22 protein-coding genes are annotated in these 19,656 nt (G+C 63.0%); 11 read left to right on the forward strand and 11 right to left on the reverse strand.

Annotated elements, in window-relative coordinates; translation table 11 throughout:
- Positions 1-216 precede the first annotated feature (216 nt).
- From repC to BMZ25_RS18760, 5 genes are all read left to right on the forward strand, one after another.
- Positions 217-1,395 carry a replication initiation protein RepC gene (repC, locus tag BMZ25_RS18740; RefSeq protein WP_177190540.1) on the forward strand — a complete coding sequence of 393 codons (1,179 nt, stop codon included), beginning with the start codon at positions 217-219 and terminating at the stop codon, positions 1,393-1,395.
- Positions 1,396-2,257: 862 nt separating this feature from the next.
- Positions 2,258-2,836, forward strand: coding sequence for a DsbE family thiol:disulfide interchange protein (locus tag BMZ25_RS18745; protein WP_051487970.1), 579 nt, complete (start codon positions 2,258-2,260; stop codon positions 2,834-2,836).
- Between the two features lie 110 nt (positions 2,837-2,946).
- The gene (locus BMZ25_RS18750; RefSeq protein ID WP_262504532.1) at positions 2,947-3,354 is read left to right on the forward strand and encodes a TlpA family protein disulfide reductase; all 408 of its coding nucleotides are present in this window, start codon (positions 2,947-2,949) and stop codon (positions 3,352-3,354) included.
- 95 nt (positions 3,355-3,449) lie between these two features.
- Positions 3,450-4,178: a cytochrome c biogenesis CcdA family protein gene (locus tag BMZ25_RS18755; protein ID WP_043847339.1), complete on the forward strand. Its 729-nt coding sequence runs from the start codon at positions 3,450-3,452 to the stop codon at positions 4,176-4,178.
- 44 nt (positions 4,179-4,222) lie between these two features.
- Complete coding sequence (locus BMZ25_RS18760) at positions 4,223-4,882, forward strand: cation diffusion facilitator family transporter (protein WP_081749901.1); 660 nt, start codon at positions 4,223-4,225, stop codon at positions 4,880-4,882.
- Here the strand turns inward: BMZ25_RS18760 and BMZ25_RS18765 are convergent.
- The 3 genes from BMZ25_RS18765 to BMZ25_RS18775 are packed head-to-tail and all read right to left on the reverse strand — an operon-like array spanning position 4,866 to position 7,468.
- Entirely contained in the window at positions 4,866-6,113 is a 1,248-nt protein-coding gene (locus BMZ25_RS18765) for a cytochrome P450 (protein WP_043847341.1), read from the reverse strand. The genes BMZ25_RS18760 and BMZ25_RS18765 overlap by 17 nt on opposite strands.
- A 3-nt stretch (positions 6,114-6,116) precedes the next feature.
- Complete coding sequence (lspA, locus tag BMZ25_RS18770) at positions 6,117-6,617, reverse strand: signal peptidase II (protein ID WP_043847342.1); 501 nt, start codon at positions 6,615-6,617, stop codon at positions 6,117-6,119.
- Positions 6,614-7,468: a cation efflux transmembrane domain-containing protein gene (locus BMZ25_RS18775; RefSeq protein WP_092696183.1), complete on the reverse strand. Its 855-nt coding sequence runs from the start codon at positions 7,466-7,468 to the stop codon at positions 6,614-6,616. The genes lspA and BMZ25_RS18775 overlap by 4 nt, the downstream gene beginning before the upstream one ends.
- Before the next feature lie 56 nt (positions 7,469-7,524).
- Between BMZ25_RS18775 and BMZ25_RS18780 the strand changes: the two genes are divergently transcribed.
- Together BMZ25_RS18780 and BMZ25_RS18785 are read left to right on the forward strand one after the other, a co-directional pair.
- Positions 7,525-7,869, forward strand: a complete 345-nt coding sequence (locus BMZ25_RS18780; RefSeq protein ID WP_043847344.1) for an ArsR/SmtB family transcription factor — start codon at positions 7,525-7,527, stop codon at positions 7,867-7,869.
- A gap of 177 nt (positions 7,870-8,046) precedes the next feature.
- Positions 8,047-9,477, forward strand: a complete 1,431-nt coding sequence (locus BMZ25_RS18785) for a multicopper oxidase family protein (protein WP_092696184.1) — start codon at positions 8,047-8,049, stop codon at positions 9,475-9,477.
- 183 nt (positions 9,478-9,660) lie between these two features.
- Here BMZ25_RS18785 and BMZ25_RS18790 read toward each other — a convergent pair whose 3' ends face one another.
- From BMZ25_RS18790 to BMZ25_RS18810, 6 genes are all read right to left on the reverse strand, one after another.
- A complete protein-coding gene (locus tag BMZ25_RS18790; RefSeq protein ID WP_092696185.1) occupies positions 9,661-10,956 on the reverse strand; it encodes a dihydrolipoyl dehydrogenase family protein in 1,296 nt (431 codons plus the stop codon).
- Between the two features lie 252 nt (positions 10,957-11,208).
- Positions 11,209-12,633, reverse strand: a complete 1,425-nt coding sequence (gene merA / locus BMZ25_RS18795) for a mercury(II) reductase (protein WP_043847346.1) — start codon at positions 12,631-12,633, stop codon at positions 11,209-11,211.
- A gap of 3 nt (positions 12,634-12,636) precedes the next feature.
- Positions 12,637-12,777, reverse strand: coding sequence for a hypothetical protein (locus BMZ25_RS21000; protein WP_157835930.1), 141 nt, complete (start codon positions 12,775-12,777; stop codon positions 12,637-12,639).
- Positions 12,774-13,193, reverse strand: a complete 420-nt coding sequence (merF, locus tag BMZ25_RS18800) for a mercury resistance system transport protein MerF (protein WP_051487972.1) — start codon at positions 13,191-13,193, stop codon at positions 12,774-12,776. Before merF ends, BMZ25_RS21000 begins: the two co-directional genes overlap by 4 nt.
- Positions 13,190-13,507 carry a heavy-metal-associated domain-containing protein gene (locus tag BMZ25_RS18805; protein WP_043847347.1) on the reverse strand — a complete coding sequence of 106 codons (318 nt, stop codon included), beginning with the start codon at positions 13,505-13,507 and terminating at the stop codon, positions 13,190-13,192. The genes merF and BMZ25_RS18805 overlap by 4 nt, the downstream gene beginning before the upstream one ends.
- 12 nt (positions 13,508-13,519) lie before the next feature.
- The gene (locus BMZ25_RS18810) at positions 13,520-13,909 is read right to left on the reverse strand and encodes a mercuric transporter MerT family protein (protein WP_043847349.1); all 390 of its coding nucleotides are present in this window, start codon (positions 13,907-13,909) and stop codon (positions 13,520-13,522) included.
- A 72-nt stretch (positions 13,910-13,981) separates the two neighbouring features.
- Here BMZ25_RS18810 and BMZ25_RS18815 point away from each other — a divergent pair, with 72 nt between their 5' ends.
- The 3 genes from BMZ25_RS18815 to BMZ25_RS18825 all read left to right on the forward strand — a co-directional run bounded on the left by BMZ25_RS18815 (position 13,982) and on the right by BMZ25_RS18825 (position 17,758).
- Positions 13,982-14,398 (forward strand): MerR family transcriptional regulator, encoded by a 417-nt coding sequence (locus BMZ25_RS18815; protein WP_177190541.1) that lies wholly within the window; start codon positions 13,982-13,984, stop codon positions 14,396-14,398.
- A gap of 728 nt (positions 14,399-15,126) precedes the next feature.
- The gene (locus tag BMZ25_RS18820) at positions 15,127-16,977 is read left to right on the forward strand and encodes a ParB/RepB/Spo0J family partition protein (protein WP_092696186.1); all 1,851 of its coding nucleotides are present in this window, start codon (positions 15,127-15,129) and stop codon (positions 16,975-16,977) included.
- Positions 16,978-17,569: 592 nt separating this feature from the next.
- Positions 17,570-17,758, forward strand: coding sequence for a hypothetical protein (locus BMZ25_RS18825; protein WP_092696187.1), 189 nt, complete (start codon positions 17,570-17,572; stop codon positions 17,756-17,758).
- A gap of 59 nt (positions 17,759-17,817) precedes the next feature.
- Here the strand turns inward: BMZ25_RS18825 and BMZ25_RS18830 are convergent, their stop codons facing one another.
- Positions 17,818-18,258: a type II toxin-antitoxin system VapC family toxin gene (locus BMZ25_RS18830; protein WP_092696188.1), complete on the reverse strand. Its 441-nt coding sequence runs from the start codon at positions 18,256-18,258 to the stop codon at positions 17,818-17,820.
- Positions 18,255-18,494, reverse strand: a complete 240-nt coding sequence (locus BMZ25_RS18835; RefSeq protein WP_092696189.1) for a FitA-like ribbon-helix-helix domain-containing protein — start codon at positions 18,492-18,494, stop codon at positions 18,255-18,257. The genes BMZ25_RS18830 and BMZ25_RS18835 overlap by 4 nt, the downstream gene beginning before the upstream one ends.
- 695 nt (positions 18,495-19,189) lie before the next feature.
- On the opposite strand from BMZ25_RS18835, the gene BMZ25_RS18840 reads away from it, so the two are divergent.
- On the forward strand, positions 19,190-19,656 hold a 467-nt coding region (locus BMZ25_RS18840), incomplete at its 3' end, for an ArdC-like ssDNA-binding domain-containing protein (RefSeq protein ID WP_143071572.1).

A 19,656-nucleotide genomic window follows, 5' to 3' on the forward strand; every position in this document is an offset into this window, starting at 1 on the left:
AGAGCCAGGGTCGGCAAACCCAGCTAACCTATCTGTCAGGTTCGGTTCTATCAGCTCCCCTACATCGCAGGCAAGCGAAAAACGCACTTGTGCGAACCACCCCGTTTTGTCTGTCGCCGCCTCGCTCCAACAGCAGCGAGAACCGAACAAATGCAGGCAGCACACCTATATTCCGTGGCTCCATCAGAGCCTCGACAACCGATCCTTCCGACCGGCATGGAGCGCGACGGTTTCGTCGCCCTGGTCGATGCCATCGCCCCGCTCCTTGGGGTTGGGAACGCAGCACTCAGCACGTTCCGCACCATGATCGCGATGACCAAGCCGAGCGCCTTCAAGGGCGGCTCTCAAGAGCCGTGTTGCTACGCCAGTCAATGCGAGATCGCGCACAAGCGTATGGTGAATCCGTCCCGCATTCGCGCCCATGAGCGGGAGCTTGAGGCCGCAGGACTCATCGAACGCCGCACTATGGCAAACGGTGCCCGCTCCGGCTTCGCCGGATGCGGCGTCTACTTCACACGAGCCATTGCCCGCATTCACGACTTCCTAGCCATGCGCGACCAGCTCGAAGTCGATCGCCGCACCCACACTACCCTCCGGGGCCTGCGCAGCGTCCACAAGCGCCACATCAAGGCAGCGCTGTCCGACCTGATCGACGCTCTAGGTGTCACGGCAGAAGTTCAGGCGATCATCGAAGCCTATCAGGGTTGGCCAGACGCAGACGCGCTTCATCGGCTTTCGTTGGCTGACCTCGAAGCCCATGTCAAAGAGGCGGACAAGCTGTGCACAAGCGCCTACGATCTTCTATCAAACGTGCCAGAATCGAGCGGTCGACCGGCCGAAAACGAGCGGTCCTATATACAAGATACAAGCCAAGATCCTAATCCTGTAACTTGTAACGCTCACGCGATCATACGGAGCGCGGGCAAGCCCGCGCACTCAGATTCAGTAGATGCACCGCCTGCCGGCGGCGCATCATGCAATGAAAGAGAGGATCGGCGGGGAGCGACCGAGCGCAACACCGAATATCTCGCCAAGCTCACCCCGCAGCAGCTCTACCGGCTATGCTCTGAAGAAATGCAGCTCTACATCGACGGCCGAGTAGGGGCAGGCTATCCCTTCGACCTCCGCGCTTTCGAGATCGCGGCCGAAATGCGGGTGCCTGAGCTTGGGATCAGTCCGAGCGCCTGGGCCAAAGCAAGAAGCGAACTGCAAGGCGGCGCGGCCACCCTCGCGGTCCTCATCATCGACGCCAAGACGAGCGGCCCCCGACCGCACGTCAAATCGCCCGGCGGCTATCTACGCGGCATGATCGCGAAGCATCGAGAGGGATCGCTTAACCTTGTCGGCGGCCTCATTGGCCTTTCGCAGCGGCACATGGAGCAGGCAGACGCATGACCTTACCGCTGAACCACGAACGCAAAAGGCCGGAACCTTGCGGTCCCGGCCCGGTGCTATCACCTTTCGCGGCCATCGGCGTCCCCGCCTGTTCCGCACCCGCAACAATACTGCAACTTTGCGCCCGATCAACCCTATCATCTGTCCGAAAATATCCTCGGGGGAAAGCGCTGTAGCGCTTTGGGGGCAGATAGCCCCCATAACTAAAGGTGTAATATTGTTATGCACGAGGTATCGTTTCCGAAAGGCTCGCCATTGTTTCGAGCCCTCTCTTGATGCATCCTTCCGGTCTCTTCGTGGTGAAGAGGCACTTCGGCCCCCTTGCTCCGGCAGGGGGCCTTTTTTCGTGCCGGTTTACCATGGTGCCCGCGCCCCTGATACTCGATCACCGCCACACCCGGCCGGGACCGCGCCCTAGTCGTCCCGTTGGTCCTCCCCGAGCCAGCCCGTCCCGTTCTCCCTGCGGCCCAGGTTCGCCGGCGCCCGTCCCGGTCAGTCTCGGCCCATTAGGGTGACGGTCGCTTGTGCGTGGAAGACATCACATAGTCTTGCCCTTTTCGTCAGAAGCGTTGCCTCTGACCGGGCGGCCTACGCCGAAGCGGCCATTCTCTGTGGCTGGCGCGAGCGTCGGCAGTGCGGACGAAGCGGCCGTTCAGAAATCTGAATACAACGGCCTCGTCAGATACCGACTTTTCGCTGATCTCCTACGACGCCAAACAGCAAGAATGGCTCACTTCTGCGAAGCCGCGGCAACGCTCTCCCCCATCGCTCGGAGAGAAGTTGCGGCGTTGTGATCTGCGACAGCTTGCTATATATCAGCGCCCGCTGATATCTTATTCCTTCCAAGTATTGGCGGCAGGCTATGAGTTCGAAGGATAACCAGGAAGAGCGGCACCGGAGGGGGCGGCTGCTTGCGCTCTTGCCGCTGGCGGTGTTCGGCCTGCTGGGTGTGGCTTTCTACTGGGGCCTCTGGAACAACGACGACCGGTTGCCGTCGACGCTGATCGGAAAGCCGATCCCGGAGTTCGCGCTGCCGCCCATCGAAGGGAGGCAGGACGGGCTGTCGTCGGTCGACTTGGAGGGCCAGGTTTCTCTCGTTAATGTCTGGGCGTCGTGGTGCGTCCCCTGCCGCGCGGAGAACCCGCTTCTCGTCGAGCTGGCCGAAGCGGGCATCGTCCCGATCTACGGGATCAACTACAAGGACGATCCCGAAGCGGCGCTGGCATTCCTCGACGAGCTCGGCGATCCCTTCACCCGCATCGGCGCGGACCAATCAGGCCGCGTTGCGATAGACTGGGGCGTCTATGGGGTGCCGGAAACATACGTAATCGATGCCGAGGGGCAGATTGCATACAAGCATGTCGGCCCCTTTGATCAGGCCTCGCTTGAGGAGGACATTTTGCCGGTCGTGCGCCGGTTGCAGGCGGAGAGCGACCCGTGAGGCGGCGTGACGTCCTTGCCGGAGTCCTGGCGCTTGCGGCAAGCCCTGCCTCCGCCCGACCACCGATTCCTGTTCACGGGACTCCTCGTGATCTCCTGTCGCCGCCTTTCGTGGACGGAGATGGGCGGGATCGGACGCTGGCGGATTTTGAGGGACGTGTCTTGCTTGTGAACATTTGGGCGACCTGGTGCCCGCCCTGTCGCGAGGAGATGCCGACGCTCGACGCGCTGCAAGCGCGCCTCGGCGGACCGAATTTTCATGTTCTGCCGCTGTCGATCGATCGGGCCGGTCTCGAACCCGTGCGCCGCTTCTACCGAGAGACCGGCATTCGCAACCTCGATCTCTATATCGCGGAGGATACGCGCGCGATGCTGGCCTTGGCCGTGGTGGGTCTGCCAACAACGATTCTGATCGACCGCATGGGGCGCGAGCACGGGCGCCTCGCAGGCCCGGCCGAATGGAACAGCCCCGAAGCCGTCGCGCAGATAAGCGCTCTTATTAACGAACGGAAACAATAGGACATGGAAAAGCACGACGACCGCACCTGCGGCGCCAGCCGTTCCACTCCGCGCGCACACGTGGCGGCGGTCTCGATCAGCGCGGAAATATGGATATGATTGACCTTTCGGCTCTGGGACTAATGGCGGCATTGCTGGCCGGTGCTGTTTCCTTTCTGTCGCCCTGCGTGCTGCCGCTCGTGCCCGGCTACGTATCCTACGTTGCTGGACGTACGGTCTCCGGCAGCGCAGCGCCTTCGAAGGGGCGGGCCGTCTGGCTCAGCCTCTGCTTCGTCCTCGGCTTCTCTACTATCTTCATCCTGCTCGGCGCCTCAGCGACCGCGCTCGGCCAAACCTTGCTGCGGTGGCGCTACGAACTCAACATCGTGGGCGGCGCTATCGTGATTTTGTTCGGCCTGTTCATGATCGGGGCAGCGCGCCTATCGGCCATGGAGCGCGACCTGCGCTTCCATCTCGACCTGCCGGGCGGGCAACCGGTCGCCTCCTACGTGCTCGGGCTCGCCTTCGGTTTCGGCTGGACACCGTGCATCGGGCCGATCCTCGGCGCCATCCTGACCGCCAGCGCGACGAGCGCGACGATTGGCGAGGGCGTCGCACTGCTTGCCGTCTACTCGGCCGGCCTTGGGATTCCGTTTCTGGTCGTCGCGGGGTTCACCGACAGTATTGCCGGCAGGCTGCGCGGCATCGGTCGTTGGGGTCGGCGCCTGCATCAGGCTGCGGGCGGCATCATGATCCTGATGGGCTTGGCGATGATGACCGGTCGTTTGAGCGCCTTGGCCTACTGGCTGCTGGACACCTTCCCGGTCCTTGGGCGGATCGGATGAACACAATCCAACATTCGGAACATTTACGGCGTCGAGAGTCCAAGATGGCAAAAAACCAAGATAACCGGCAGACCAATCTCAAGCGCGGCATCCGCGTCGAGATCGCCAGCCTCGTCTACAACGTGATCGAGGTCGTCGTATCCGTCACCGTAGGACTTCTGACCGGAAGCGCGGCGCTGGTGAGCTGGGGTCTCGACAGCACGGTCGAGGCTACTTCGGCTGCGACGCTGATCTGGCGCTTGAAGGGTGAAAAGGACGGTGGCGACAAGCGCACGGTCCTGCATCGCAAGAAGGTCGCGCTCTACGTGGTCGCCTGTGCTTTCTGGATCGTCGTCGCGGCGATCCTCTACGAGGCGGTATCCGCGTTCATCTCGCAGGAGGCACCGGGCTTCAATTGGTGGGGTATCGCAATCCTGTGTGCTTCGCTCGTGGTCAACCCGTTCCTCGCTTGGGGCAAGTATCGCTACGGCAAGCGGCTCGATGCACCCGCCCTGAAATACGATGCCAAGGACACCATGATCTGCCAGTATCAGACAATCGTGGTGTTGGCGGGGATCGGTCTGACGCAATGGATGGGCTGGTGGTGGGTTGATCCGGTCGCGGCGCTTCTGATCGTGCCCTACGTTGCGTGGGAGGCGTTCGAGGCCACCAAAGATGCGCGGTCGGTCGATCCGGACGAGGCCGAAGCTACTGCCGACGCCTGACGTTGCGCATGATGAACCGGGATTTAGGCATGGGTGGCAGTTCGCCGGTTTCCAGATCCAGAACCTGATCCGGCACTTCGAAGTTGATGGCGTTCACCAAGAAACTGCAAAACGCCTTCATCTGGCTGATCGCGATCCACTCGCCAGGACAACGGTGGTTCTTGTGGTGATCACCACCGCCCTGCGGAATGAAGTCGTAGGGGTTGTCTTCCCGATCCTGAAACCGCTCGGGCCGGAACTCTTGCGGCGCGTCCCACGAACGAGCGTCGGTATTCGTGCCGTAGAGGTCGAGCAGAACCCTGTACCCTTCGGGGAAGCGATATCCGCGCCACTCGAAATCCCTCTTCACCCGTGCTGCGACCGCGGGAAAGAACGGATAGAACCGCCGGACCTCTTGCACGAAAGGTTCGAACTGTCCCTCGTCGTCCTTCAGCTTTTGCCGCCACTCCGGATGCCGATGCAGGGCATGCGCAGCCTGGGCGATGAACGCCGAGACCGCGACGATCGGGCGTACGACGTTCAGAAGCTCCACGGCGGCCACTTTGGAAGTCAGCAGCTCCCCGTTCAGGTCGCGCCAGGTCGCGACGACATGGGCTGCGCTTTCCTGTCTTGTCTGAAGGCTTCCGTCGCGCACCCGTTCGATAATCCCGGCCGCCCAACGCTCTGCGCGATGCCGCGCCAGACGCGCGCCCCAATGCTTCCAGCCGACGGCCCCGGCGTCCTGGAAAAGCGCCGTCATCTGCGCCGTCCGCGTCTCCACCTCTGCTTCGGGAAGCGGCACGCCCGACCAGTCGCAGGCGATTCTGGTGAGGATTTCGCGCGCTTGGTCGTAGAGAACGACCTCGTCCGCCGCTTCCCAGTCCCGTGCGTAGCGGTCCAACAGGTCCCGCGTCGTGTTTTCGAGAGCTTCGATCCGCTCCGACGCCATGAGTGACATGAACATCTGCTTCCGATGACGGTGGGCCTCGCCATCGAGCCCCTGGATGCCCTTTTCGCCGAGCAGGGTTTTCTGGATACGCTTCGGCATCGAGCCTGCGCGCACGAGCCCATCCTCAGAATAGAAGACCTCCGCTGCTGCGGCGCCTGTCATGCAGATCGTCTTTTGAAAGAGGATGCGGGTTTCGAACAGGTCTGTGTGGAGCGCGTGGCAGGTTTCCGCGATGAACCCATACGGATTGCTCAACAGAGAGAGGGTGCTGTCGAAGCCTTTTGAGGATGGAATGCTGGACATTGATTACTTCCCCGTAGCGCTCTCTTTGCGGTGGTTCTGTCCGGGTTTGATCTTCGCCGACCGAAAGCTGTCCCGGAATAGCAGGGCCGCGCCACAGAAGATCGCAACATCCGCAAGGTTGAAGGACGGCCAGTGGTATGACCCGTAATGGAAGTCGAGAAAGTCCGGAACGGCCTGATAGCGCACGCGGTCGAGAACATTGCCGAGCGCACCGCCGATGATCAGACCGAGGGCGGCGGCCGTCAGCCTGTCCGGCGCGCGCCACAACCAGATCAGCAGCCAAGCCACGATCACGGCAGCAAGTGCGATGAGACCCCACCATGGCACGACTCCGCCGAGCATACCGAAGCTGACCCCATCGTTCAGAACCCGCACGAGATTGAGGAAGGGCAGAACCTCGACGCCGCGCTCAAGCGCCGGGGTGTTCAGGGCAAGCGCCTTGGTGCCCTGATCGAGACCGAACGCCGTGACGGCGCAGATCGCGCCCAGAACGCGGCCGTTCATGCCGCCGTCTTCAGATCGGCCCGCGCGTCGCGGATGATTGACCAGGACGAATGCAGGAACAGCCCTGCGATGCCAAAAGCGACGATGAGGTCTGGCCACGAACTTCCCAGCCACCATACAAGGCCCGCCGCGATAACGACGGCCGCGTTGCCGATGGCGTCGTTGCGCGAGAACAGCCAGACGGCCCGCATATTCGCGTCGCCCTTGCGGAACCGCAGCAGCGGCAGAACGGAGATAACGTTGACGACAAGGGCGATCATGCCGAGTAGGCCCATGAGGCCCGCATCGGGCGCCGTCTGCTCGAAGACCCGCACGATCGTCGTGCCGAGGACGCCAAGACCGAGCAAACCGAGGAAGATGCCCTGAATCAGGGCCGACCGCGCCCGCCATGCAAGGCTCCAGCCGATGGCCAGGAGGCCCAGGAACGTGATTGCGCCGTCACCGATAAAGTCGAGCGCGTCGGCCTTCACCGCCTGCGATCCGGCGATGAACCCGCCGACCATCTCGATGACGCCGTAACCGACATTCAGGATCACGACGATCCAGAGGGCGCGCCGGTAGGCGGGGTCCTGATGGGCCGGGTTCGGCGGGATGTCTCCATCGCTCTCAATCCTGTCGAAACCGTAGCCGGTCACGGCAACGGCCTTTTCGATGTCAGGCAGGCGCGCTTCGGGGGCGTTCAGTGTCATGATGTGGGTCGCCGCCGACACCTTCACATCGTCAGGTGCGACTCCGGCCGAGTGCGCCGCCCGCTCGATCTGCGCGGCATCCTTCGCGCAGTCCATACCGGAAACCCGGTAACGGACGGGCGGGGCATCTGCCGTCGATCCGGCACTTTCGGTGTTGGCCATGGTCGCGCTATTCCTGTTAGGATCGATTGAAGAACGACATATCAGCGGGGAATGATATGGTGCAAATCGTCGATGACCGCAAGAGTGCGACCATCGAGCGACGGGCGAAGCTGTTCCGCGGCTTCGCGGACCCGAGCCGCCTGGCCATCCTCGGTGCACTTTGCAACGGGCCATTGGCCGTCCACGAGCTCGTCGAGCGGACGGAACTATCGCAACCCAACGTCTCCAACCACCTCAGATGCCTGCTGGACTGCGGGCTTGTCGCGAGCGACCGCGATGGGCGCTTCATCCGCTACCGTATCAGCAGCCCGCGCATCACGGTCCTTCTGAGCGATGTGGACGCACTTCTCGACGTGGTTGCAGAGGGTGTTGAGGCGTGTGACAACTATCGTGGGGCATAAGAGATTGAAGTTAAACGGACTCCGTTGGGAACGACGCAACCCTTCCAGTGACAGGGTATCACTGTGAGACGCCGAGAGTTTCTTAGCCTCGCCGCAGCCTCCCTCGCGACCCCTGCACTGAATATCAGCCGGGCGTGGGCCGCCGAGCCCGGCGCGCCCTTGCTGATACCGGAAGTCATGGACATCGCCCCCGGCGCAGGCAACGCACTCGATGCGAGACGCGGAACACGTGACTTCATCGCAGGTGCGGCGTCGGAAACCTGGGGGTACTCGCAAGAATACCTAGGACCGCTGCTGCGGTTCCGGCGCGGGCGCATCGCAAACATAAGTGTCACGAACCGTCTCGATGAACCGATCACGGCTCACTGGCACGGCATGCACGTGCCGGGCTATCTCGACGGTGGGCCGCAACTTGCTTTCGGCCCGGGCGAGACCTGGGCGCCGGAGCTGCCGATCGATCACCCGGCGGCGACGCTGTTTTACCACAGCCATATTCACGGGCGCACAGGCCCGCAGGTCTATCGCGGGCTGGCGGGCATGATCATCATCGACGACCCCGGCATCAAGGACCCTCTGCCGCACGACTACGGCGTAAACGATTTTCCACTCATCGTGCAGGATCGCCGCTTCGACCGGTCAGGCCGTATGATCTATGGTCTCGGCATGATGGATCGGATGCACGGGTTTCGGGGGGACCAGATCCTCGTCAACGGTGTGGTCCGTCCCAAGCTTACAGTTCCGGCGGGTCTGGTGCGTCTGCGTATCCTGAACGCTTCGAATGCACGCGTGTATGATTTCCGTTTCACCGATGGCAGGCAGTTCCACCAGGTCGCGAGCGATGGCGGCCTTCTGGACCGCCCGCTTGCCATGGCCAGCCTCCAACTTGACGGCGCCGAACGGGCCGAGATCGTGGTCGATTTCTCGGACCGGTCACCTGTTTCTCTCGTCTCGCGCGACATCAGGATGGGTGGCATGATGAACGGGGGCATGATGGGTGACTGGGGCGGCTCCATGATGATGGGCGATAGAGGCATGATGGGAGATCGCGGTAGGATGGGCGACCGCGGTATGATGGGGATGGGTGGAAACAGTGGTACGCCGCTTGAAATCATGTCCTTTGATGTGGGCGAAGCTTCGCCCGCCGGCCCCACCCGCCTGCCCACCTCGCTGCCTTCGGATGCCCCTGCACTCGGCGATCCGGTCCGCAGGCGCGATTTCACCCTCAACATGCACACTAGGGGCATGATGCGCGGCGGCATGATGGGTGGCGACGGTCAGATGATGGGGATCAACGGCGAACCTTACGTCATGGACCGCATTGATGAGACCATCCGCGCAGGCGAAACCGAGCTTTGGCGCATTAATACCGATATGATGATGCGGCACACGTTCCACGTTCACGGGACTTCCTTTCGGGTCGTGAGGCAGAACGGGCGGCCGGTCGACTCGGCACGGATCGGTTGGAAAGATGTCGTTCGTGTGCAGGGTCCGACCGAAATCCTGCTGAGGTTCGACAAGCTGGCCTCGGAAGAGACACCATTCATGTATCACTGCCACATCCTCGAACACGAGGATGTGGGCATGATGGGGCAGTTCACAGTTACATAAAAGAACCCCACCTGCCTGACACCGTTTCACATGGGCGTTATCGAGAGCTAACGTCTTCTTGCAGCGTTCTATCAGGTGCCGGTGCCGCCTTGTTGAAACGTATCGCGGATTACGTCTAGACCCGAACGGAAAACATCTCGCTAAGCTGCGGGTCCGCCGAAGCGGCCGTTCAGTCGCTCCGCATCATTGGTCGGTGAGGGCTCTTCGGCAGCCCTCGCCGCGCGCTGTCCGAGTGACCGGTGTCGGCTTAGCGTAGGATTTCACACTCTCCCGCAAACGACCCGGTTCACTGCCCTCCTCGACCAGAACCTTGTAACCTGAGACCGATTCCGCCTGTTGGCGTGTAGAAAACCAGCCCGGCGTCCGATCGGATTGCATGCGGAACTTCAGGCCCTGTTCACGGGCCTCGGCTTCGTCCAGCCCGACCCGGGCGAGGGGCGGCAGGGTGAAAGCGACAGACGGAACGCCATCGTAGTTCGGCGTGCTGTGATTTCCCTCAAGCAGGTTCGCCGCGACCACCTTGCCGTCGTGATTGGACACAGGCGTGAGAGGCGGCCCCATTTGCGCCGTATCACCGGCCGCATAGACGGCCGGGTTCGACGTGCTTTGCAGGTATTCGTTAAGAACCAGTTTGCCCTCTTGTAGTTCTACGCCTCCGGCCTCGAGATCGAGCGCCGCGAAATCAGGCTTGCGGCCCGCGGCGTGGACGACAAGATCCGCTTCAAAAGTCTTCGAGCCCCCCTCGCCGCCAGTCGTGATGCGGAAGGTGTCGCCGGTCTTCTCGACGCGCTCTACCTCGGTGTTGGTGTGCAGCGTGACGCCGATCTCGTCGTATTTTTCCATCAGCCACTCGACCAGGTCCGGATCGAACCCCTTAAGCATCCTCTCGCCATGCTGGAGGATCGTTACCTCGGCCCCGGCGCGCGCGGCGATGTGCGAGAACTCCGCAGCGATGTAGCCTCCGCCAACCAGCACGATCCGGCGCGGAAGGCTTTCCATTTCGAGGAAACCTTCGTTGTCGATCAGATGCTCTTCGCCGGGTATGCCCAACTTCATCGGCTCCGCTCCGGTCGCCAGAACAATGTGTTTTGCTTCCAGCGTCTCCCCTTCGACCTCAACAGAGTTCGGGCCAACGAAGCGCGCCCGTCCGTGGAAAGTCGCGATGCCGCTTTCGGAGAAACTCTTTTCCTTCTTCCCAGGCACCGGATCGGTGAAGCCGCGTTTGAACTCCAGCAGGTCGCGCCAATCGATCTGCACGTCGGCCTCGACACCTTTGCCCCGCATTCGTCGCGCGTGGTCAGCGGCAGAGGTGCCTCCGATCAGCATCTTCTTGGGGTCGCAGCCGCGTAGGGCGCATGTGCCGCCATAGGGACGGAAATCGGTCACGGCAACGCTGCGGCCCGCGGCGCTGACACGCTTGGCCACCGTAGTCGCGGCAGTGCCGCTGCCGATGACGATTACGTCGTAGGTCTTGCTCATGACATGTCTTCTTGTGCTGATACCAAGTGTCGTCCCGCGCCCCCGTGACGATGTGTTTGCTTCAGCTTGGAAATAGCCTGATGGGCGCGGTCAGCATGGCGCGGTGCAGAGCCTGCGGAAAAAGCAGTTCCATCGTGCCTATCGAGGTCGATGGTGCTGTTGGATGGCGCCGTAGGCGCGCATGCCCATGAGATATTCCGCCCTTGGCTCCAGCCTCTCCCCGTAGACGGACTGGAGCCAAGGGAGAAACCGTTATCCGGCGCAGCAGCTGAGCATGGCCACATCCTTGTCGAAGGTCTGCGCGGCGAGCTTCAGACCTTCGACGGTTGTCAGATAGGGGAAGATCGTTTCTCCGAGCGCCTTCGTGGTCATGCCCGCCTTCAGCGCCATAGCCAGCGTCTGGATCGTATCGGAGCCTTCGGGTGCCACGATCTGCCCGCCGAGCAGCCGATCCGTTCCTCGGTCTGCCACGAGTTTAATGAGGCCGCGCGTATCACGTGCCGCCTGGGCCCGCGGCACCTGGTCGAGGGGCAGCACCGAGGTCTTCACCTCGTGTCCCGCATCGCGCGCCTGCTGCTCGCTGAGGCCAACGCCCGCCACCTGCGGGTCGGTGAACACGACCCAAGGCATCGCGGTGTTGTCATAGTGCTCTATGCTGTCCGCCACGGCGTTGCGGGCAGCGATCTTGGCACCGTAGGCCGCCATGTAGACGAATTGATCGCGGTCGGTCACGTCGCCGGCCGCAAAGGTGCCGGGGCGCGACGTCTGCATGTCGGGCCCCACAACAATCCCGCCACGGCTGTCTGTCTGCACGCCCGCAGCCTTGATGCCGAGGCCTTCGGTATTGGCCTGTCGACCGGCAGTCACAACGATCCGCTCGGCCGTGACATCCTGTGTGATCCCTTCCTGCGAGGCTCGCAGGGTGGCGCCGTCGTCCGAGGCGCTGACGCTATCGTATTGCAGGCCGGTCAGGAGGGTAACGCCCTCGGCTTGCAAAGCCTCGCCCAGGGCCTCAGAGACCTCCGGTTCGGCTCCCGGTAGTAGACGCGAGCGGGCCACGAGGGTCACCTTGACTCCAATTCGGGACATCATCTGCGCCAGCTCTGCGCCGATATACCCAGCACCGATGAAGATAAGGCTTTTCGGCAGAGTCTCGAGTTCGAGAAGCGAGGTGCTGTCGAGCGGTTCAACATCCTCGATCCCGCGGATCGCCGGGAGAAGCGAACGGCTTCCCGTGGCGATCAACGTCCTGGGGGCTGTGATCCTGCGTCCGCCCACCTCGATGCCGCCATCGACCAGTGTTGCCGGTCCCTCGTCAATGTAGTCGATCCCCTCGTATGCCTGCAGAAGATCTGCGTATTTTTTCTGGCGCAGCGTCGCCACGAGGTCATCCTTGCCGGCGATCAGCGCGGCCCAGTCATCGACCTGAACCGAGCCGGAGAGCCCAGGAAAACGGGCAGCGGCCTTGGCGCCATGCACGGCCTCGGCGGCACGTATCATCGTCTTGGACGGCACACAGCCGACATTGACGCAGGTCCCCCCGATCGTTCCGTGGCCGATCAAGGCTACGCGCTTGCCTGCTTCGGCTGCGGTGATCGACGCGGAGAAGCCAGCAGACCCCGCCCCTACGACGATCAGATCGTAAGCTCCGCTTTCGTTCGAGCAGCAGTCTTTCATGGTTCAACTCACTTCCGTCGTCGGGTCGGCCTTCGGCTTGGCGAAGATCAGATAAAAAATGGCGCCGGTCGCCAGCAGAGGCGTGGCCATCGAGAACAGGCCGATGAAAAGGCCGGCAGGAGAACAACAGGCAGCCGCCATCATGGTCGGACCTCCTTTGCGTTGCGATTGAGGTAGAGAGCGTAAGCACCGGTCAGCGCTGCGGCGAGGAGCGTAAAGGTCACCGCCCCGCGAAACTCCAGGAAGATGATCAATATCGAGAGCAGCACCGCGATGAGCGTGGCCCAGATCTTGGGGGACGGCCCAGGCCGCGCGGCACGCAACCACAGAGCTTGAGCGACCACCGCAAGGCTGACGAACAGCAACGGGAACAGCGCGTAATCCAGCCATCCCGTCACCGCCGACAGGCCTGCGCCGGCCAACACGACAACCAGAAGCGGCGTGAAGCAGCACAATGCTGCAAAAAGGGCGCCGCCAAGGCTGCCCTTCAGCAGACGGTTCCCCTGGACCTTGTCCGGCTGCTCTGACAGTCGATCCGGATTATCGAGGTCCTGCCTCATGAGCCCTCACCACTCATCGGATTTGCAAGTAGCGCTGCCGGGTAGCCGTTTTCTTCGACCGCCGCGATAAGGGCGTCGGTGGAGGTCGCTTCGTCGTCAAAACGGACCGTATATAGCCCCTTGCTCGCGGCCTTGCCTTCGGCGAAGTCCTCAATCACCACGCTTTCCACGGATTTCAGTGAGTTGCCGACAATGAACGAGCACGAGGGGCAGGTCAGTCCGCCGACCTCGAGGCGGACGACCTGCTCGGCGGCGAATGCGGGGGCAGCGATCAGCGTGGACAGCGCCAAGATGCCGGACAGGAAGTGTTTCATGTCAAGGCTCCTTCAGAACGAGAGTATGTAGGGGGAGACGTAGGGAAACAGCATGGCGATCAGGATCACCGCGGCAGCGCCCCAAAGAACGGCGCGCATCGCGGTTCGGTTCATCGGCCGTGCACAGGTGCCATCGGCGCAATGGACCGGCCGATAGGCCTTATAGAAACCGTAGCTCAGGAACGCAGCGGCAACTGCGAACGTATACCATTTGTAGGCGTAGAGCGCGCCCATCTGCGCGATGAAGACACCGCTGACGCCAAAGCTGACCAGCACCAGGGGCAAGATGCAGCAGGACGTCATGGCCAGGGCCCCAAGGGCGGCAAGCGTGGTGGCCGTCCAGCCGCGGTTCTCATTGGCGTCTGATGTTTCACGTGGCGGTGCAGGGTCCGTGGTGTCCATGCGGGGTCTCCTTGCGATCATCTGGCAGGAGACATACGGTCTGTAGTAGATACAGGCTCAAGAGGTATTCTGATGATCGAAGGTCACGCTCACGTGAAGCCTTTGCAGCGGGCTGCCCTCGCACGGGCAACTGGATGCAACCTTGAGACCATCCGTTACTACGAAACGATCGGCGTCATGCCAAACCCACCACGAGACGCCAACGGCTATCGCAGCTACAGCGAGGAACATGTGCGGCGGCTGCGCTTCGTCATGCGCAGCCGTGATCTCGGGTTCTCTCTCGAGGAAATCCGGGGATTGCTCAGCCTCGTCGACAGCCACAGCCAGACTTGTGCCGAAGTGGAGGGTATTGCCTCAGCTCACCTTCGTGATGTCCAGGATAAGATCGCTGACCTACAACGGATCGAGAAAGTACTGAGCACCACCGTAGCTCAGTGCAGCGGAACCGACGCCCCAGAGTGCCCCGTGCTCGACGCATTGCTGGATTGAACGCCCGCTGTTGCTGCATCCGTGGCCTACGTCGTGTTCTCCTCGCGCTGCTAACCCAAACACAGGTAGCGTTCGAAAGGTCGGACCATTGCGTCGGCGGCTAGCGGCGCAATCATAGATAGCTGACATTCATACCGAATGCAGCGATGTGTAGGCTGGGGCTCTCTCCCGACCTCCGCCGCGCGCTTCCTGAACGGCCGCTTCGGGCGCTGACGAGCGCCACGCGGCCCGTGAGAGGCAAACCTTTCTGACGAGAGAGGCAATCTCGGCGCGGAGCCGAGCTTCCGCATTTCTGTTTTCAAAAGATATTTCCCCCGCCCGAGAGGCAGGACTTTGTGACTCCTGCCAGTGCGGGTTCGGAGATCCCCGCGCGAGCGCGGGGATCACGTCAGGCGGGGGGTTCGGACAAGCCGAACGCCGCCCGCATCCGTGGGCCAGGTCGCGCGAGCGCGCCCTGTCCGATCAGGGAACCGCCGGTTCCCCCACGCAAGGCCACCGAGCGGCGTCAGGGGGGTGTCCCCAACGACGGTCCCTCCGCTGCGCTCCGGGCTGCGTCGCCGGGTGATCCCCCTCCCCCCTTCCTTGTCGGCAACCTTGCGTGGGCCCCCCTCCTGCCCTCGCCGGGAGGCAGGCTTTCAGGAGAGGGCCGCTTCGCGGTCCTCGCCAGAAACCCAGCCTCGATTTTCGGCACCAAGACCGAACGGGGATCACCACGAAGGAAAAGACCGATGACCAAGCACCAGACCATCGACGCCACCGAAGGCTGTTTCGCACTGGATAGCCTCAGCCTTTCGCCCATGAACCCCCGCCAACACGTCCCAGAGGACGAGATTGCCGAACTGGCAGAGAGCATCAGGACGGCGGGCCTCATTCAGAACATGGCCGGGGTCGAGGACGGACAGGGCGGCGTCCAGATCGTCGCCGGGGGCCGGAGGCTCCGCGCCCTGCAATACCTTGCGCAGCACTATCCCGAGAGCGGGGCGAAGAACCCGGACCTGACGCACCCAACGGTGAAGATCGCCCCCGATCAGACGATCGCGCAGGCGTGGGCGGTTGCCGAAAATGCCGCGCGGCGCAACCTGCACCCCGCCGACGAAATCCGCGCCTATGGCAAAATGGAGCAGGGCGGGGCCACGCCCGCGGTGATCGCCCGCGCCTTCGCGGTGACGGAAAAGCACGTCTACCGGAGGCTCGCGCTGGCAGGCTTGCCCGACGCCGTGATCGACGCCCTCGCTGCGAACGAAATCAGCCTCGGCATGGCCGCTTGCTTTACGATCAGCACCGACGAGGCTCGCACCCTCGAAGTGCTGGACGAGTGCCGGGGCCGGAACCTCAGCGATTACCGGATCAAGCAGGCCCTCAAGCCCGAGAGCATCCGCGATACCGACCGCCGCGTGATTTTCGTGGGGCTGGACGCCTACAAGGCCGAGGGAGGCCGGATCAGCGGCGATCTCTTTGCGGACGAAACGCTTCTGGATGATCCCGACATTCTGGACGCGGTTTTCACCGCGAAGCTGGACGAGGCCGCGCAGGAGCGCACCGCTGATGGCTGGAAATGGGCCGAGGCGACAGCCGACCCTTATATCGGCTACTTCCAGATCGAGGATGCCAAGATGGCGCGCCTCTATCGCGAGGAAGGGGTTCTGACGCCCGAGCAATCGGAACGCTACGACGAGCTGGCAGAGCTTTCCACCCGCGACGAGTTGGACGAGGCCGGAGACGCCGAACTCTTGGCGCTTCACGCGATCCTCGAAGGCACGTTCACCGACGAGCAGAAGGCGCACTCCGGCGTGATCATCTATGTAGATCAGCGCGGCGAGCTTCGCTCTGCTGAGGGGCTTGTGCGCAAGGAGGACAAGGCAGCGGCTATTGAAGCCGGGCTGATCCAACCGTCCCGCCACACGATCGGCGACGACGCACCGAAATCGCCCATTTCTGCAAAGCTGGCCGACGATCTTGCCCGCGTGGCAACCGGGGCGAGACAACACGCCATGCTCCGCGATCCCGAGCTGATCCTGTCCCTGCTGGCCTACCAGATGACCGGCAAGATGGGGTATCGCAGCGCCCTTGGCCTCCGCGAAGATGAAGTGCCGAACTTTCCGACCACCGAGGCCGAGGGCTATACACTCGACAAGCGCCTGACGACGCCCGCCGACCGGCCCTCCGACCCGTTTGGTTCGGACCTCGCCAAAGGCTTCCGGGCCTTCCGCAAGCGGGGGCAGGATCATGTCATGGCCGAACTGACTCGCCACCTTGCCGCCCTCATCAGTGTGGGCGACGAGAAGCTGGGCGCGCTGGTCGATAAGGAGGCCGGGACCGACATTCGCGAAGTCTGGACCCCGACCGCTGCCAACTTTTTCAGCCGCGTGGGCGGTCCCTACCTCAATGCCCTGTGGTGCGAGCTTCTGAACCTTTCCGAAGATCACCCGACCGCGACCAGCTTCGCGAAGCTGAAAAAGGGCGAGAAGGCAGACCGGCTCGAAAAGCTCTTTACCGATGCCGAGACGCGCGAGGCGTTCAGCGTGACCGAGGCACAGGCCGAGCGGATCGCCAAGTGGCTGCCCGAGGGTATGGCCTAAGATCGACAGGCCCCTTCAAGAATTTCCGGTCCTTTGTGGATAAGAGGGGGGGGGCTGTCTGCCCCCCCTCTTATCCACAAAAACCGTGGACTGTTGCGGGGATAGGGCGGCAGCTCCCGGCTCGCGTCTCGTGCCGGGTCGCCCCGCCGGCCGTCAAGGCCGGGCGGAACGACTACGAGGGAAGCCCCTAAAGCCCCTTCCCTCGCGCTCCCTCTTCCCGCCACGGCCGAACGCCCGCTTTCAGCGGGCCGCGTCACGCCGCCTTGTCCTCTTGGAGCAGTCGGTGGCCGTTCTGGCTCGGGATGGAGAGCGTCAGCCCGATCCTGCCCTCCGGACAGGGCCAGCCTATTGACGGGTTCAGGGGCGTCCGTTGCGACCGAAGGACCGTATTTTCAGGCGTTCGAAAAAATGGCTGAGCGTAATCCTATTGCTTCGCACGATACGGCCCGTTGCCGCCTTCATGGACGCAACCCGCAAGGGGTTCTCCACTTCGCTGCGCTCCGTTGCGACCGCTTCGCGGTGCGCCCGGCGGCCCCGCGCTGCAGTCGGGCTTCGCGATTACGCCAAACAGCCATTTTCGGAGGAACGCCTTATGAAAACACTCATCGCCTTTTGTCGCAAAACCGGCCGCGTCTTGTCTCGGTTCGTCAATAGGCTGGCCCGCGCCCTGACCCGGAAGGGGCACTTGCGGATCGGACTGACGCTCAGCATCCCTTTCATCGCCAAGTTCGAGATTGGCTACCACGTCACCGTCGAGAAGAAGGAGGACAAGGCGGCGTGATGCAAACGGCCCCGCCTATCGGCGGGGCGTTCGCCCGTGGCTCCCGACCCGGCAGACGCCTACCGACGTCCTGGCCCGCCGAGCGCCCACGGATCAAGCACCTCCGCGCCCAAGGCCACGAAAGGCGTCCGGTCGCGCGTGGCGACCATCGCTCCCGGTCGGGAGAGCGCGATCGCCGCAATCTGGCCGTCTGCCATCGAGATCGCGTAACCGTGCTTGCGCGCGGCCGCGATCCGCTCGCCGTAGACCCACGCCGCCGCCGCATCAAAAGACAGCAGACGGCCCGCGAAGTCCTCCTCGAGGATTCCTGCGACGGCTTTTGCAAGACCGTCACGCCGCTTGCCATCGGGCATCGACTGGACCCCGAACACCAGCTCCGCCGCCGTGATCGTGCTGAGATAGAGGTTCGTCGGGTCCTGCGCGTCGAGCCAGTCCATCACGGCATCGTCGGGCGCTTTCTTCTGCGTCTCCGAAATCACGTTCGTGTCGAGGATAATCAATCGAAGAGGCCCGGCTGGCTCATCGTTTGGTCTCTTTCCACTGACAAGTCGTCGCCAAGGTAGCGGCCGTAGCGTTCACGGATGCGATGGCCGAACCCTCCGTCGCTCGACGCGATGGCTGATTGCATGAGGATCGAGCGCACTTCGGCTTCCAGGCTCCGCTTGTTCGACTTGGCTTGAGCGCGGAGGCGGTTGTGAATTTCGTCCGGCAGGTTCCTTACCGTCATGTTCGCCATGATGACCTCCGGTGTGATGGCAAATCACCTATAATGATGGCATCGCGTCCAAGTGCTTTCAAGTCTGGCGAAGTGATGGCATTTCGAGTGGGGCCGAAAGGCGGGGCATGGCCCATCCCGCGCCCTAGTCGTCCCTTCGGTCCTCCCCGAGCCTGCCCGTCCTGTTCTCCCTGCGGCCCAGGTGCGCCGGCGCCCGTCTCGTCCCGAGCCGCCCGCCGTTGCGGCCGCATGGTCGCCCGGGCCGGTCAGTCTCGGCCCATTCGGGTGACGGTCGCTTGTGCGACGCCGCCACTCTGGCGGCTGAATAGTCGGGAGAGAGCCGCGCGGGGCGCGCGGCTCGCATGAGATCAGGAGACAGGCCGGGGGATCGACGGGCTGCGCCCGCTCACCCCCCCCTGCCATCTTTCTATCAGTTGGTCCGCTCAACAGTCCTGCCCCGGAAAGTCAAAAGACAAGCGCCGCCTGCGGCGTCGTCTCCGCCGGGGGCCGTGTCCTCGGCTTTGCCTGCGGGCCGCACCAACCCCCGTCTCCGATCCTTTGACTGTCCGGTCCAGGACCGTGGGTCGGGCTTCGCCCTCTCCCACTCTGTTCCGCCGAAAACATGCGTTTTCGGTCGGATCAGGTGGCCGAGGCGCAGCCCATCGGCGGAACGAGGGCACCTAGACCCCGCCGCCTCACCACGAAGGAGGCCACAAATGGCTAAATCGAAATTCGATGTTTACCAGCACGTCACCAACGAAATCATTGCGCAGATCGAGGCAGGCACGCCGCCGTGGCGCAAGCCGTGGACCGGCGGCGGTGGTGGTGCGCATATGCCCCTGCGGTTCAACGCCGAGGAATATCGCGGCATCAATGTCCTGATGTTGTGGGCGACCGCTTCCGCGAAGGGCTACACGTCCGCGCGCTGGATGACCTACCGGCAGGCGCAGGAGCTTGGCGGGCAGGTCCGCAAGGGCGAGAGATCCGCAACGGTGGTCAAATATGGGACCATCGAAAAGGAGAACGAGGACGGCGACGAGCAGCGCATCCCCTATTGCCGCGCTTACCGCGTTTTCAACGCCGACCAGATCGAGGGCTTGGCCGATGAGTTCTATATCCGGCCCGAACCGCCGCGCGACCGTGGCACCGAGGCCGCCCCCGAGCTCGAGGCTTTCTTTGCCCG

The organism is Tranquillimonas rosea, from assembly GCF_900111315.1.
GTDB lineage: Bacteria > Pseudomonadota > Alphaproteobacteria > Rhodobacterales > Rhodobacteraceae > Tranquillimonas > Tranquillimonas rosea.